At 38.0% G+C, this 15,760-nt stretch carries 11 protein-coding genes and 1 riboswitch; of the genes, 3 read left to right on the plus strand and 8 right to left on the minus strand.

Translation table 11 applies throughout. From position 1 onward, the window contains the following. Positions 1-11 precede the first annotated feature (11 nt). From menB to ACXYMZ_RS10175, 4 genes are all read right to left on the minus strand, one after another. Positions 12-830 (minus strand): 1,4-dihydroxy-2-naphthoyl-CoA synthase, encoded by an 819-nt coding sequence (gene menB / locus ACXYMZ_RS10160; RefSeq protein ID WP_458948290.1) that lies wholly within the window; start codon positions 828-830, stop codon positions 12-14. A 63-nt stretch (positions 831-893) separates the two neighbouring features. Further along, positions 894-1,700 carry a 2-succinyl-6-hydroxy-2,4-cyclohexadiene-1-carboxylate synthase gene (menH, locus tag ACXYMZ_RS10165; RefSeq protein WP_458948291.1) on the minus strand — a complete coding sequence of 269 codons (807 nt, stop codon included), beginning with the start codon at positions 1,698-1,700 and terminating at the stop codon, positions 894-896. A gap of 4 nt (positions 1,701-1,704) precedes the next feature. After that, a complete protein-coding gene (gene menD / locus ACXYMZ_RS10170; protein ID WP_458948292.1) occupies positions 1,705-3,450 on the minus strand; it encodes a 2-succinyl-5-enolpyruvyl-6-hydroxy-3-cyclohexene-1-carboxylic-acid synthase in 1,746 nt (581 codons plus the stop codon). Further along, positions 3,447-4,844 carry an isochorismate synthase gene (locus ACXYMZ_RS10175; RefSeq protein ID WP_458948293.1) on the minus strand — a complete coding sequence of 466 codons (1,398 nt, stop codon included), beginning with the start codon at positions 4,842-4,844 and terminating at the stop codon, positions 3,447-3,449. The genes menD and ACXYMZ_RS10175 overlap by 4 nt, the downstream gene beginning before the upstream one ends. 226 nt (positions 4,845-5,070) lie before the next feature. Then, a riboswitch (FMN riboswitch) is annotated at positions 5,071-5,215 on the plus strand. Positions 5,216-5,401: 186 nt separating this feature from the next. Between ACXYMZ_RS10175 and ACXYMZ_RS10180 the strand changes: the two genes are divergently transcribed. Then, the gene (locus ACXYMZ_RS10180) at positions 5,402-5,977 is read left to right on the plus strand and encodes an ECF transporter S component (protein ID WP_458948294.1); all 576 of its coding nucleotides are present in this window, start codon (positions 5,402-5,404) and stop codon (positions 5,975-5,977) included. 202 nt (positions 5,978-6,179) lie between these two features. On the opposite strand, the gene ACXYMZ_RS10185 is transcribed toward ACXYMZ_RS10180, so the two are convergent. The 3 genes from ACXYMZ_RS10185 to ACXYMZ_RS10195 form a co-directional block, all read right to left on the minus strand. Continuing rightward, a complete protein-coding gene (locus ACXYMZ_RS10185) occupies positions 6,180-7,115 on the minus strand; it encodes a 1,4-dihydroxy-2-naphthoate polyprenyltransferase (protein WP_458948295.1) in 936 nt (311 codons plus the stop codon). Between the two features lie 434 nt (positions 7,116-7,549). Next, positions 7,550-11,806: a S8 family serine peptidase gene (locus ACXYMZ_RS10190; protein WP_458948491.1), complete on the minus strand. Its 4,257-nt coding sequence runs from the start codon at positions 11,804-11,806 to the stop codon at positions 7,550-7,552. A gap of 564 nt (positions 11,807-12,370) precedes the next feature. Next, complete coding sequence (locus ACXYMZ_RS10195) at positions 12,371-13,429, minus strand: M20/M25/M40 family metallo-hydrolase (RefSeq protein ID WP_458948296.1); 1,059 nt, start codon at positions 13,427-13,429, stop codon at positions 12,371-12,373. A gap of 119 nt (positions 13,430-13,548) precedes the next feature. On the opposite strand from ACXYMZ_RS10195, the gene ACXYMZ_RS10200 reads away from it, so the two are divergent. Together ACXYMZ_RS10200 and yugI are read left to right on the plus strand one after the other, a co-directional pair. Next, positions 13,549-14,103, plus strand: a complete 555-nt coding sequence (locus ACXYMZ_RS10200; RefSeq protein WP_458948297.1) for a thioredoxin family protein — start codon at positions 13,549-13,551, stop codon at positions 14,101-14,103. Between the two features lie 96 nt (positions 14,104-14,199). Continuing rightward, positions 14,200-14,568 carry a S1 domain-containing post-transcriptional regulator GSP13 gene (gene yugI, locus ACXYMZ_RS10205; protein WP_458948298.1) on the plus strand — a complete coding sequence of 123 codons (369 nt, stop codon included), beginning with the start codon at positions 14,200-14,202 and terminating at the stop codon, positions 14,566-14,568. Between the two features lie 195 nt (positions 14,569-14,763). On the opposite strand, the gene ACXYMZ_RS10210 is transcribed toward yugI, so the two are convergent. Further along, positions 14,764-15,702 carry a hypothetical protein gene (locus ACXYMZ_RS10210; RefSeq protein WP_458948299.1) on the minus strand — a complete coding sequence of 313 codons (939 nt, stop codon included), beginning with the start codon at positions 15,700-15,702 and terminating at the stop codon, positions 14,764-14,766. Positions 15,703-15,760: the final 58 nt, after the last annotated feature.

Consider the following 15,760-nt stretch of genomic DNA (forward strand, 5'->3'; position numbering starts at 1 on the left):
TTTTAATTATTTTACGGGAAGCGTGGGAATTTCTTGAAATCAGGCTTTCTTTTCTCTTTAAATGCATCGCGACCTTCTTGTGCTTCAGGTGTTGTGTAATAAAGAAGTGTTGCGTCTCCACCTAACTGCTGAAGTCCTGCAAGCCCATCTGTATCTGCGTTGAACGATGCTTTTAAAAAGCGAAGTGCTGTTGGTGACATTTCAAGAATTTCATTACACCACTGAATCGTTTCTTCTTCTAATCTTTCGTATGGTACTACTGTGTTTACCATGCCCATTTCGTAAGCTTCTGCTGCAGTGTACTGACGGCATAGGAACCAAATTTCACGTGCACGTTTATGTCCAACCATTCTTGCTAAGTAACCTGCTCCATAACCAGCATCAAAGCTTCCTACTTTTGGACCTGTTTGTCCGAATCTTGCGTTATCAGCTGCAATTGTTAAGTCACATACGACGTGTAGCACATGGCCTCCACCAATTGCGTAACCAGATACCATTGCGATTACTGGCTTCGGAATGGTACGGATTAAACGTTGTAAATCAAGTACGTTTAGACGTGGAATATTATCGTCTCCTACATACCCACCATTTCCTCTTACTGATTGGTCTCCACCTGAACAGAATGCTTTTTCACCTTGTCCAGTTAAAATAATAACACCAATTGATGAATCATCACGTGCATCAGAGAACGCATGAATCATTTCCTGTACCGTAAGTGGCGTGAACGCATTACGTTTTTCAGGACGATTGATGGTAACTTTTGCTATTCCATTATATTTTTCATAAATGATTTCTTCATATTTTCTAGCTTCAACCCATTTTACTGCCAAATCATTTCCTCCTCATCAAATTCAACATTTTTTTTGCTTATCTCTTGATATATGCTAATTTTCTCATGATGTATGATAATTTGCAAACCCAAGGATACATTCCTTGAAAAGCTCCGGCTTCTCTAGATGAACGGCATGGCCTGCTTCGAAAAATATCTCCGTCGTTACATTCGGAATCCACTCAGCCATTTGTTCATTAATCGCAACGAATTTTTCATCTAAACTTCCTACGACTAGAAGTACTGGAAACTGCAAAGAAAATAATTTATCCCAATTAGAGTTTTGTGCGCCTGTGCCCATTCCTTTTAATGACTGAATAAGTCCTGCTTCGGTTTGGGAAAGGCGCTCTTTGCGGATTTTTTCTTGAACAGTTTCGGCTAAACTTAGCTGGGAATCGAATAAAGGAATGTTCTCCCAAAAATCAACAAAGGCTTCTATGCCTTGAGACTTAATTTTTTCGATAAGCTTTTCGTCTGCTTTTACTCTTTGCGCTCGCTCTTCTTCCGTCGAAAGACCAGGCGAAGCACTTTCTAACACTACTCCATACAGTGATTCCGGATAACTGGTAGCGTATGATAATGCCGCTCTTCCTCCCATGGAATAGCCAACAAGATATACTTTTTCCAGGTTCAGATATTTTATAAATTGATGGAGATCATGGCAAAAATCCTCCATCGTAACCAGACGGTCCCCGCTAGTTTTCCCATGACCTGGCATATCGATTACGATAAATTGCATGCCGGGTGTAGGGTTATTTATAAAGTTTTCCCAAGTGGCACTCGTTCCAGTAAAGCCGTGCAAGAAAATTATTGGCGTTCCTTCTCCAATGATTTGATACCGATAATCGGTTCCATTTGTTGAAAAATACAAAGTATCAGCCCTCGTCTTCTAGTAATTCTTCCGTAATTGCCTGCCATTTCGAACGATGCCAAGTAACATTCTCTTCTCGATCTGTTTTCACTTCTACGATAGAAAGTCCTTTTTGATTATAGGTTTGTTTTAAGGTTTCTTTTAACTCAGCTTCTGTTGTTGCTTCAAAGTAGGAAGCTTCATAGAGCTTTGCGACCGTCTCGAAATCCAAATTGACCGGTGTGCCAAATAAAGCATCAAAATGTTTTTTATCCCCTGCTTGCGAAAGAAATGAAAATATTCCCCCACCATTATTATTAATAAGTAAGATCGTCACATCCAACTCATAATGTTTTGCTGCATGGAGACCATTCATATCATGGAAAAACGAAAGGTCACCAAGAACCAGGGTAATACGTGTTCTATCTGTTGCCGCACCAATTGCGCTTGATACCATGCCATCGATTCCATTAGCCCCACGATTTGCAAGGATTTCAATATTCTTTTCATTGGATAAGAAAAATGTATCGACATCACGGATAGCCATACTATTTCCGACATACATCACACTATCGTTAGGAATTACAGCGGAAAGTCCACGAATGGCCTCCCCCTCTGTAATGTTTTCCTCTACATCCGCTTCCAAATGTTTTCTCGCAATCTTATTCATGTTTTGCCATTGCTTTAACCATTCGCTTGGCAGAGCCGTGGTATGTTTTTCTGCTAGTGCTTCACAGAAATGTACGGGGTCTGAAAAGATAAATTCTGTTACATTCCCTGTAGGTTCCCTGTAGCCACTATAATTTTCCACAATGAATTGTGGTACATGGCGGTTTTCTTTGATAAAGAACAAGTATGGTTTTGAAACTGGCATCGCACCAAAGCGAATAATAAAGTCTGGCTGGTATTTTTCTCGGATTTCTTCATTTTTTAAAATAGCGTCAAATGTTTCAATGATATTTGCTTTGCTATGCTTTCCAGAACGTAATTGGGAAAGTGGATCTGCTAATATCGGTAAGTTTAATTTTTCGGCAAAAGTTGTTATTGCTTTTGGAAAATCAATAAAATCTGTTTGCGGGCCACAAATAATTAAGCCTCTTTCCTTATTTTCAATGCGTTTTAGGAAGTTCTCGATTTCCACTTCTGATAATTGTTTTTTTCCGTCAAACGGTGGCTCATAGTTTTTCGTACTAAAATCTGGATGCTCCCATAGTCCTTCTAGGGAAAAATCAAGCATCAATGGTTCACGGAAAGGAATATTCATATGAACTGGGCCTGGATTTCCTTCCATTGCCATATAGACGGCTCGAGCTGCCTTGTTTCTCACGTATGCCAGCATTTCCCTTGATGCCTCGTGAATTGCCATCTCTTGAAACCATTTAACATATTTTCCGTATAAATCAATTTGTTCAATTGCCTGTGGGGCTCCGACGTCTCTTAATTCATGTGGTCGATCTGCCGTAAGAACAACAAGGGGCACACGACTATAATGTGCTTCCACAATTGCCGGAAAATAATTTGCTGCAGCCGTACCAGAAGTACAGACAAGGGCAACTGCTCGCTTCGTTTTTTTAGCAATTCCAAGCGCAAAAAAAGCTGCGGATCTTTCATCAATAATGACCCATTCTTTCGCAGCTTCATGTTCAGCAAATGCCAATGCTAAAGGTGTGGAACGAGAACCGGGTGATATGACCACGTCGGTAATACCACTTTTCACCAGTTCATCGACAAAGTTTGTCGTATATCTTGTTATCACTTCTGTATGATTCATTCAGGTTGGCCCCCTAATACATTTAGCATCGGCAGTAATTTAATTTTTGTTTCTTCATATTCCAATTCAGGATCAGAATCCGCTACAACCCCACAACCAGCAAATAATGATGCTTCATTTCCTTGAATAAGTCCTGAGCGGATAGCTACAACAAATTCTCCGTTATTATTACTGTCAACCCAGCCAAGTGGCGCACCATACCAACCACGATCTAAAAGCTCATGTTCTCTAATAAATGCGAGAGATTCTACAGTCGGCGTTCCACCAAGTGCAGGTGTTGGATGCAATGCTGCTACAACGTCAAAAATCGTATAGCCATCTTTTAATTGACCTGTCACAGGCGTATATAAATGTTGAAGATTTTTTAATGGGAAAAGTACTGGCTTTTCTGGCATAACGACATTCGTACAAGAATTAATCAGTGCATTTTTTATCATTTGAACAACAAAATCATGTTCTCTTAGATTTTTTTCATCATGAAGTAGCTGGTAACCAATCTTCGCATCTTCTTCCTCAGTCTTTCCTCGAGGCGCAGTTCCAGCTAAACATGTCGATAGTAAATCTTTATCTTCTACCTTTACAAGACGTTCAGGTGTTGCACCAATAAAGCAATCGCCATCACTTTCAAATGCATGGATATAGCTTGTCTGTTGTGTTTCAATAAGCTGTTCCAACACAGATGCGATATTTACTTCCTCATTGAAGTGAAGTCTAATTTCACGAGCAAGCACGATTTTTTCCGCCTTTTTCTCTTGAATTTCTTTGGTCGCAACCTTTACAGATTCCTTCCACTTTTCAGGATTGATTTCAATTTTCTTATCAATCTTTAGATCCTGTTCTTCAAAAGGTTCACCTTGTAAAAAGTCTTGGCTCATTTTTCTAAGTTTGTCTGCTACTTTATCTACATCATCTATTTTCGTTAGGACAATATTTAAAGTTAAATAAAAGTTATTCTCATATTCCGTTAACATGATTTCTGGTATATAAAATTGGCTTTGTTTAAATTTTGCCCAAAGCGGTGTTCTCTCTTCTAATGGATCAAAAGACATTCCACCAAAAGCGACTATCCCTGTTCCAGGAATGCCTTCGAATGGATTGTCTACAAAAGCATGATCAAGTAACTCTTTCCACTGGTTTTCTGTTTGCGTGTATCTATCTTCATTCGTTTCCAGCGTGTCTGCTTTTCCTACACCTGTAAAAGTTAATTTACGCGATGAACTTCTCCAGAAAAATCTATCTTTATTTAAACTTTTTGCTGCTTCAAATACATGAAGCAGATTGTTATTATCTATTTCTTTCGTAAAGCTAGCAAGCTTATAACGCTCATTTGCTTTGATCTGTTTAATCGCATGAGTCAAGCGCGCTTCTAGCTGTTCCATTTTTATGTCGATCATTTTAGGTACCCTCCGATAAAAAAACACAATAAAAAATGTCCAATTATATTTTATGCTCTTTTCCCCAACTTCTCAAGGAAAGGACTGTATTTTCGACAATAATTCTTAAAAAAATTTTATTTGATAAAATTAATGCTAAATTTCTGCGTTAATTTTTTGTGCAAGCAAACCTATTGCATAATATAAAATTTGTAGTATACTTATTTTTAGTAACTAAATAATCGATTCTAATCTTCGGGGCAGGGTGCAATTCCCGACCGGTGGTGATAGGTTGTTTCACAACTTAAGTCCACGAGCCATTGCGATACATGATGGTTGATCTGGTGTGATTCCAGAACCGACAGTTAAAGTCTGGATGGGAGAAGATGTAAAGCCAAATACTGGTGCTTATTTCTGTACCTTTATTTACTATTGCATTTATTTTGCCCTAAAGCCTCTATTAGCTTTAGGGTTTTTCTGTCTTTTAAGATTGGACAGCGTTATGGATGTATTTTAGGCGAGGCTTATCCTTCATCACGAGTTAGAATCGATTAAAAAAGATGAAGGAGGAATAGATAATGCAAAAAAGTAAGCAATTATCTAAGTTAATCATTATTGCGCTCCTGGGAACGATCGCGCTCATATTATTTTTCTTAAACTTCCCATTACCATTTTTACCACCGTATTTGAAAATCGACTTTAGTGATGTACCTGCATTAATGGCTGGTCTGATTTTCTCACCTTTAGCAGGAGTGCTTGTTGTTTTAATTAAGAACTTGCTCTACCTAATTGTAACTGGTGCCGGTGACCCTATTGGAATCATGGCTAACTTTGCCGCTGGAGTGATGTTTGTCCTTCCAGTTTCATTGATTTACCACAAGTTCCATAAAGGAGTTAAAAGTATCGTATCTGGTTTAATAACTGGAACGGTTGTTATGGCAATTGGAATGAGCGTCATGAACTATTATGTTTTCCTACCAGCATATTCTTGGTTTATGGGTTGGGACATGAGTAGTGAAATAGCATGGGGTGCAATCCTTATCGGGGTGTTACCATTTAATGTTATTAAAGGAATAGTCGTTGCGATTTTATTCGTTCCGCTATTTATCAAAATGCGCAGTTGGATCGAACAAAAACAAATAAATGCAATATAAAAATAAGGGTTCGTCTCCAGATGAGGAGATGAACCCTTTTATATTTTTTAAGATGCTGACTGGCAGATATCAGGATAAGTTGTGTCTATATCAGGATAAGTTGTGACAGTATCAGGATATTTTGTGTCCATATCAGCATTTATCGAAATATATCAGTATCTGCCCTCAATAGCATTACAATGTTTGATTTTTACCATTTATTTCAGAAAAACATACTTAAAATCAGTGAGATACTTAATAAAATTCCATAGAAAGTATTTGTTTTACCCGTTGCTTTCATGGCAGGCATCATTTCTAATGGTTCTGTTTTTCCTCTGAAGTTTTTAATTACTGAAATCGCTACAATCCCACTCAGGAAAGTTATTACTGACCAAATCGGCAAGATGCCAACAATAATTAAGCCCAGCGTTGTCGCGTATGCAACAACAAATGAGATTGCGAGTAATGTAATTGCTTTTTCTCTACCGATAAGAACGGCGATTGTTTTCCTACCACCTAATTGATCCCCATCTCGATCACGTATATTGTTCGATAAATTTATACTTCCAATGAAAATACTAACTGGAATAGAAATCCAAATCACTTCCGTAGTTAATGTAAGTGTTTGAATGAAGTAAGTAATCGCAATAATTACCGTCCCCATTAGCACTCCCGAAAATAATTCACCAAATGGCGTATAAGAAATAGGAATTGGCCCTCCAGTATATAAATAGCCGACTGCCATACAAACTAACCCGATAACCGCAATCCACCAACTAGATGCCATACAAATATAGATTCCTAATAATATCGAAATACCATAAAATATAAATGCTAAATCTCGTACTGTTTTTGGTTTTATTCCATCGCGTACAATTGTTCCACCAATGCCAACGGATTCTTCTGTATCTAAACCTAATTTATAATCATAATATTCATTGAACATATTTGTTGCTGCTTGGATTAACATTGAAGCAATAAGCATTGCCGCAAATAAAAACCAATTGATTTGTCCATCTATCATACTCAGCATTGTTCCAACAAAAACTGGAATAAAAGAAGCTGTCAATGTATGCGGACGCATCAATCGCCACCATACATTAAAGCCTGATCTTTCATTCAATGCTTCCTTTACATTCACGTCTTTCACCGTCTGCATTCCTCTTCCCCCTGAAAATTTCTATCCTATCAATTTTAAAGAAAGAAAAGGTAAGTGTCAATTTCTTTAATCTTCCACCTCTTTAAATGTAAGATAAAGAGCGCTAACGTTGGATTAACAGCTGACTTATAGAGTTTATCGGTCACTATTTCAATGCTACCGATTTTGAGACCAATAAAGTAAGTTTATCGGTCACTATTTCGATGCTACCGGTTTTGGGACCAATAAAGTAAGTTTACCGGTCACTAATTTCAATCCTACCGATTTTGAGACCAATAAAATAAGTTTATCGGTCACTATTTCGAAGTTATCGATTTTGGGACCAACAAAATAAAGTTATCGCTAATCATGGATTACTAGCTGGTGACTTCTCAATCCCAGCACAAAAAAAGATACGAGAAGGGGGGCTTCTCGTATCATGTAGGGTATGTTAATTATTCAATGTTAATGAATAATTTACCATCTGCTTGTTTTCTTGCTTCGTTTCCATAAGCATCAACTACCTTGACTTCAATTACTGCGCCTTTTGCAGACACATTACTTATCGCAGTCCAGTAGCCGACATAGTGCCCTTCCTCTGTTTCCATCATTGGAAGTTCTGTTGCATTTGTTGTCATATTTGTTAGTGGCATATGGATAAAGAATGTTGCTTTTAATCCAGGCTCACTATCAAATTCAAATTTCACACTTTGACCAGCATTTAGATAAACATCCTCTTCAGGAGTTATGTTTTCAATTTCTGGTGCAGTGAATTTTACATTTAGCGTTACTGATTCTGTAGCCATATTTCCAGCTAAGTCTGTAGCAACTACTTCGATTGAATTCTGTCCTTCATCTAACAGAATACGCTTCGAGTAAAATCCGTCAGTCACTTGTGCACGCTGACCATTTACTTCGACAAAATCAAGATGAGCATCAGCTACAGTACCTTCTACTGTTACTGTTTCACGATTCGACTTATCTCCATTCCTTGGAGAATCAATGGAAAGCTCTGGTGCTTCTGTATCTAATATTACAGATACCACCTCAGATTCCATCACTTCTACCCCATCTAAAATCGTAATCGCTACTAGCTCATTATTTCCTTCTTCTAGTTCTGTAGGGATTGCAAAGCTGCCATCTCCCGCAACTTCCACAGTGGATACTTTTTCACCGTTATTTACTAATTTTACAGTTGTCTCAGGAGATGCTTTCCCCTCAACCGTAATTTCTGTTTCATTTGTGATTAACCCGCTTTCTGGAGAAGTAATTATTGGTTCATCTACTTCATAGCTTACGCGAGCGCGGATCATATAATTACCTTCTGCTGCTGGTGATGGTGTCCATGCGCCTGAAACGTATTGGTAGCTTCGTTCCGCATTTGGTCCATCCTCATCTGTTGCTAGACCAGGTGCTGAAGTGTTTGCGCTTGTTTGGATGTAAACCATGTAAAAGTCACCCTCTACAACGATTCCATACTCGCTTAAATCTACAACTGTCCATTCAGCTAGGCTTCGAGTTGCTTCTGCTTGTACTGGACCAGCAATTCTTTCACCAGGAGTTCCATTTGGACCATTTGCATCCCAGACTTCAACGGCAAACCCTGTGCCTCCTGGAACTGGCCAATCTGAATCATGGAATTGGAAGACACCATCTGTGACGACTGCTGCTTCTCTTCCTTCCTCAAGTGACATTTTTACTGCCCAACCATTACCTGGATCATAGAAAGCACGTGCATTTTCTGCAGTACCATCATCATATCCAATCTCTCCACCAGGCACTGTGTAAAATGGTTCTAACTCGATATCTAACGTTCCATCAACCGTAAAGTCCGCTTCGATTTCTTTTCCGTGATAACCGCTTGCCATCACTTTCACTGTATACACACCTTCATATGCAGTGATCGAGTAATTTCCATTTTCATCTGTAGAAACTGGTGTAATGTTAGCATCTTCTACAAGTAGTAAAGTTGCTTCTGAAACAGGCTCTCCTGTTACTTCGTTTGTAATTGTTCCAGAAACGGTATACTCCTCTAACTCTTCAAGTAAGAAATTAGCAGTAGTACTTTCATCTGCAGTAATTTCTACAGCCTGTTCACTCTGGTGATAACCATATGCATGTGCAGCTACAGTGAATTCCCCAGCCGCATGCAAGAATGAATAACTACCGTCAGCAGGATTTGTATTTACCGAACGACCACTCTCTAAAACAGTAACTGTCGCACCAAGCGGTAATGCTTGTGGCGCTAAATCTTCTGTTTTAATAGGCGTTTTCTTCACTGGTAGTGCTGGCGTTAATTTTGTTGGATCTATTCTTTCTCGGTTCGCATCACCTCTAAGAGAATCGCTATTCATAACTCCTAGTGATAAGCCTGTCCCATGAAGACCGATTGACGGGCCACCGATAACTGGAGAGATTCTGTTAGACGTCGCTTCGAGTGACGTATCAGATAACCCCACATCATCAATATACCAACCTGAGCGGTTAATAATACTATCTGATGTGATATTGAATCCGATATAAACTCTTTCGCCACTATAGGCTGATAAATCTATTTCGGAATCTAACCAACCATTCGAAAGATTTGTAATCTGAACGAGCTGTGTCCAATTTTCCATATCTGTTGATAGATAGACATGGCCGAAATCCCAATTGTTCTCAAGATTAAACCACTCGCTATATTGTAAATAAGACTCACCTTCAGGTAAATCAATTGGTGGCATTAATAACGTCGAGTTTTCCGAGCTATTGTAATCACCATTTAAATTTGTAGCATAAACATTTTCACCTGAAACAGCTGAACCAGGTCCACTTGTCGGAATCCCACGTTCCCAGCTGCTATTTGTACCAAAGATTGTCCAACCCGCTGGTGTTCCTTCAAAGTCTTGGAAGTAACCAACTGTTATTCCTGGTTGAACATCAATCGTATAACTATCTGTCGTCACTTCATTTCCACCAAAATCATTGATAACAAAATGGTACGTGAAAGCATCTCCTTCAATGTCTTCTCCTGGAATTGTTACAGTATATTCTCCAGAACGATAATCGCCATCTACTAAATCTGCTTCGATTGTTTTGTCACTATAAACTACTTCTACTGAAACAACACTAACATTATCTTCAGCATGAATGCTTAGTTCTAAATCCATTCCTTCAAAAGTAGTATCTACTGCTTCATGCGTGTATGTTGGAGCATCAAAATCCTCTCCATCCTCCGTTACTGTTCCTTGTAGGGAACCTAATCCAGAAATCAGGGAAGATACAGCATCATATGCATTCACTAAACCATAGCCATATCCCATATTTGGGGCATTCGGGAATGTGCTATCTGTTAATGGCGAAGCAGTCATCATTATAATATCTTCAATTTCATCAATGGTTAAACTTGAATCAGCCTGCAGCATTAATGCAACGACAGCTGAAACTGCTGGACCTGCCATTGAAGTTCCATTCCAACCACCTTCATAACCACTTCCAGGTACAGTAGAACGTATATTTACTCCTGGAGCAGAAATATCTGGCTTCACATCTCCTTCATATGGTGAAGGCCCTTGTAGAGAGAAACTTGCTAAAGCATCATTTATATCTGTTGCACCAGTTGCGAATGATTCAGGATAATTCGCTGGAGTAGCAATCGATCCTGGACCACCTGGGTTAAATAATGTCGTGTTACCAGCAGAGAACTCTGGAAAAATATCTGCAGTTCGCCAGTTAATAACGACATCGCGGTACCATTCATCCAGACCTGGCCCACCGCCCCATGAATTGTTTACTACATCTGGTGCCATTGTTGCATCTCCACCAGGCGCAAGAATCCACTCTGCAGCATCAAGTAAATCTGCGTCAGAACCACCAGCTGCGGTGAATGCTCTTACAGATAGATACTTTGCACCGGGAGCAACACCAACTTGGTTTGACCCATCTGGTTCAGATCCGACCATTGTTCCAGTTACGTGCGTTCCATGGCCTTGATCATCAAATGGTACCTGTGCGCTTCCTGTAGCATCATACCAGCTATACGTGTGATCAACTTCTCCAGTTGCTGCATCATATCCACGGTATTTTTCTTTCAAACCTGGATGATCCCACTGTACACCTGTGTCAATACTTGCAACAACAACGCCCGAACCATCAATCCCCATCTCCCAAACACTAGGGGCACCGACACGCTCAACGTTCCATTCCACATTTGCAATTTCTGCTTCTGGACGCTTGGCATCTTCTGTTACTGTTGTATATAATTCTCGCATTTCATTTGGTAATAGTTTTTCTACTTCAGTGAAAGTAGCAATTTTTTCTGCCACTTCCCTTGTAGCTGTTACGGCCATCCCGTTTACAATATGGTAAGAGCGAATATCTTTAGCGTTACCATTAGCTATTTCCTTTTCAATATATGCCTTTACATTTTGTTGTGAATTGAAGGAAGTTTCTTTTAGTTCAGCTATTACTGCAGAACGTCGAATATGCTCAATGGATTGATTCGACTGGTTGAGACTATTTGCTTTGGCAACCGCTTCGTTTGCAGCTTTTTGAACATCTGCTTTATCATTGAACTTTACTAAGAACGTAACAAAGTCATCGTTCTTAAAGTTAGAAAGTAATCGATTACTAACCTTTTGTTCAACAATTTGCTTGGAATCATTTAAAGAATAACTAACATTCCCATTTGGCTGAGCTAAAGCTGCTGTTGGTGCAAATAAGGAAAATGTCATTAACACCGAAGCAGCTATACTAAATGCTTTCACTCTTCGTTTCCTCTTTAATTTCAAAGCAATTCCTCCCTTATTTTATAATGCTTTATGTCTAAACCTGCTGCAAAACGCTTCTAATAAAACCAGCCCTCCTTTTATAAAAGTTTATAATGATGATAGTCCGTGGTGTTGATTCATGTAGTTGAGGTAAGTATAATAGATTAGAAAGCGAAACTGTGTCGAACAATGTCGAACTAAAACTGAATTTTCTAAATTAATAGATTAGTCTCATATTTTCCTGTTTTTCATCTAAGTCTTTGTACGACTACTGGGCTATTTTATTTTAAAGAAAGCTTAAAGGAAGAGGGTTTCTAAAGAGGCGGTAATAGCGGGATGATTTAAATTCGAAATTATTTAGTAAAATTTGATTAGAATAACCTAGTTTTAAAAATAAAAAAAGACCTTATTTTCTTCTTAAAAGAAAGTAAGGTCTTTAAAACTAAGAAAAATCAATACATATTAATGAAAAATAAGACTGTTGGCTTATGATCCTATTAGGAGTAGGTCTATTTTCCAGAAGAGAAATTAGTCTTCTAATGGATTCAAACTTTCATTTCCTGTAAGGTTTTCAATCATTTTCACGAGTAAAGTAATTTCTTCTTCAATATCTTGCATACTTGCGGTCTCCACTGGAGAGTGCATGTAACGAAGTGGTAGTGATACAAGTGAAACAGGCACACCCTTCCCTGTCAAACGCATTCTATCTGCGTCTGTGCCAGTCATCCTTGGTGTTAATTCGTACTGTACGTTCATGTCTAAATCTTTTGCAGCTTTTTCTAAAAGTTTATTAATTTTAATATTAATCGGCGCGCCTTTTGCTAAAACAGGACCACCTTCAAGCGTTATATCACCGTATTTATTTTTATTCACACCTGGATAATCTGTTGCAAAAGTAACATCACAAGCTATTGCCATCGTTGGCTCAATACCTGCAGCCGCAAAGTAAGCACCACCCATATTTGTCTCTTCGTTTACTGTACTGACCGCATAAACTCCTACTTGAAGATTTTTACCTGCAAGTCGCTTTAAAACTTCTGCAACAATAAAAGAGCCTGTCCGATTATCTAAGCCTCTCCCTGCAATATAGCGCTCTTGTAAAATTTCTGGATTTGTTTTATATACACAAAGGTCACCAATTTGAACAACTTTGGCAGCTTCCTCTTTCGATTGATAGCCACAATCAATGAATAAATCCTCAAGCGTAAAGTCATTTTTCAAACCACCGTGATGCTGGGCGTTTACACCAATCACACCTGTCACGTTGCCGTTATATCCGAGTACATGAACACGCATCCCTACAGCCGCTTTTGGATTAATCCCACCCATTTTATCGAAATGCAAAAAACCTTGATCATCGATACGGTTGATAACTAATGCAATTTCATCGCTATGACCCGCTAGTAAAACCTTAAAAGGTGCTTCAGGATTCAGAACACCAATAACATTCCCTGCGTTATCCGTTCTAATTTCATCAGCAAAATCCTTTACATAATTCATCCACTTTTTTTGAATTTCCATTTCCATACTTGATGGTGAAGGCGTTTCTAATAATTCTAATAAAAAATCTTTATCAAAGTTAGTCATGTATTTTCCCTTCTTTCCACTATCATATTTACTATAGTACCAAATAATAGGCATATAAGTTTACTAAAGTGTAAATTTTCGGGTAAGATTTTCATATAACCCTTTAAGGAGAGGATTTCATGTCGTTAGATCAATGGTTTGAAAAAGCAATGACAGCAAATGATTATATCGAAGCTATGACACAAAATAAAGAAGACCTGCTTCATATTTATGATCAATTTGAAACACCTGAAGACGAGGAATTTTTCAATCAATTACAAGCTAAAAATTTAAGAGCTATCGTTTTGACAGAGGATTGGTGTGGAGATGCAATGCTGAACATCCCAATTCTTCTTAAAATCGCTGATAAAGGAAACATAAATGTTCGAATGCTTTTACGTGATGAGAACTTAGAATTAATGGATCAATATTTAACGAATGGAAAATCCCGTGCGATTCCTATCATCATTTTCATTGATGAAAATGGAAAAGAAGTTGGCAAATGGGGACCTAGAGCGGCGAGTATCCAAGAGTTCGTCGATGAATCAAGAGCAAATCTTCCACCAGCTGAAGCTGAAGATCACAAGGAAAAAGCAAAAGAAATGTATATGTTCATTAGTAAATCCTTCCGTGATAACCATGATTTTTGGAAAGATGTTTATATCAGTTTGAGAGCGGAATTAGCTAAAATATAATTTCCCTATCTTCGAATAACTTTGCTAGATCGATTTTCTATGTTATAATCATTCATTGTGTATAAAGAATCGATTAAACATATAGGAGTGTTCAGCATGGTGAGCAAGATTGAAAGTGGAAGTATCATTGAAGGTAAGGTAACTGGAATTCAACCCTATGGAGCATTTATTGCTTTGAATGAAGAGGTTCAAGGTTTGGTTCATATATCAGAAGTTACAAATGGTTTTGTAAAAGATATTAACGATCATTTACAAGTTGGTGACGATGTAAAGGTAAAAGTGCTAGAAGTAAATGAAGAGAAAAACAAAGTTTCTCTTTCTATTCGTGCAACAGAACCTGAACAAAAAACAAACAGTAAACCAAAAGTACAGCAAGCATTCAAAATGGAAGATGATAATGCTGCTGGATTTAATACTTTGAAAGACAAGCTACAAGAGTGGATTGACCAGTCAGAAAAACGCTAAATGAATAAAATAAAGAGTGTAAATTCAATTGCGGATTTACACTCTTTTTATTTGTATTTAAGTTTCTGTTTGGTAGATATCAGGATAAACTGTGTCTATATCAGGAAAAGTTGTGATAGTATCAGGATATTATGTGTCCATATCAGCATTTATCAACTTATATCAGTATCCGCAGTCAAAACAGTTGACTGAACCTCAAACTCCTTCTATCAATTCTATTTTCTGTTCTTGTATCACAGATAACTCCGTAGTTTTTGCTTTTAAACTCTTTTCTAACTTCCAAATAATATCTAAGACACTACTCTGCTGATCCCTAGCTTGCTGTAACGAATCTTTAATTCTCCCTTGTACCATCCAATCCACGATGATACCGTCGAAGAAAAAGTCGGCGAACTTAAGCATTCCTGAAATATCGACTTCCAAATTCGAAACCTCATCAACATCCAATAATTCCTTTTGAAACTTTCGCATGGCCGTTTGTGCTTGATGAATATGATTGGTTGCTTTATCAATATGATCGTGTTTTACAAGACTTGAAATCATTCCACCGCCAAACATATCGAAGGTGCCCCAGCCTTCAGCGCTTTCTAGTGATTTTGTAGCATTGATAAGGGCATCCTTTACTTTATTCCCCGCTTCAATTGCTTCCTCGAGTTCTGTTATGTATGCTGCCAAATCTCCTTCGTTCTCATTTAATTCGAACAACCGATTTCCAAATATAGCATCTTTTTCTTTCATAATTCTTTCTTTTTCAGTTAAAAGAAATTTGTAGTCCTGATCAACATCCATAACTTCTGCTAATTTATCATGCAACTCATTTATTGATTCATTAATTTCATGTTTCGTCTTTTCCGCTTCTTCAAGCTGAATTTGTACTGCAATAACTTCCTGCTTCTCCTTATTTAGTTTTTCATGCTTTGAGCCAAAAAATGTTTGAATAAGATTAGTTATGCCAATGCGCTCTAGTTTGCGAACATCTTTCTCTTCAGCAATAAGTTGCTTTTCTACCCTTCTAATTTCTGCTTCCATCTCTAATAATTCCTTGTTATAATCCGTTAGTTGGTTTTCCCATTTCTGCTTCTTCTTAATTACGCCTCTGATATTGATTAATTGATTATTTATAGTTGTGTACATATAATCCCCCCTAGAATTAATAAGCACTATTTCTATTTACGTTAAAGCTTGTTAATAA

The sequence above is a fragment of the Oceanobacillus sp. CAU 1775 genome, assembly GCF_054482815.1.

Coding starts and splice junctions, on each gene's coding strand:
- menD (WP_458948292.1), bottom strand. CDS start 3,450: ATGAATCATACAGAAGTGATAACAAGATATACGACAAACTTTGTCGAT.
- ACXYMZ_RS10175 (WP_458948293.1), bottom strand. CDS start 4,844: ATGATCGACATAAAAATGGAACAGCTAGAAGCGCGCTTGACTCATGCG.
- ACXYMZ_RS10180 (WP_458948294.1), top strand. CDS start 5,402: ATGCAAAAAAGTAAGCAATTATCTAAGTTAATCATTATTGCGCTCCTG.
- ACXYMZ_RS10185 (WP_458948295.1), bottom strand. CDS start 7,115: ATGCAGACGGTGAAAGACGTGAATGTAAAGGAAGCATTGAATGAAAGA.
- ACXYMZ_RS10190 (WP_458948491.1), bottom strand. CDS start 11,806: ATGACATTTTCCTTATTTGCACCAACAGCAGCTTTAGCTCAGCCAAAT.
- ACXYMZ_RS10195 (WP_458948296.1), bottom strand. CDS start 13,429: ATGACTAACTTTGATAAAGATTTTTTATTAGAATTATTAGAAACGCCT.
- ACXYMZ_RS10200 (WP_458948297.1), top strand. CDS start 13,549: ATGTCGTTAGATCAATGGTTTGAAAAAGCAATGACAGCAAATGATTAT.
- yugI (WP_458948298.1), top strand. CDS start 14,200: ATGGTGAGCAAGATTGAAAGTGGAAGTATCATTGAAGGTAAGGTAACT.
- ACXYMZ_RS10210 (WP_458948299.1), bottom strand. CDS start 15,702: ATGTACACAACTATAAATAATCAATTAATCAATATCAGAGGCGTAATT.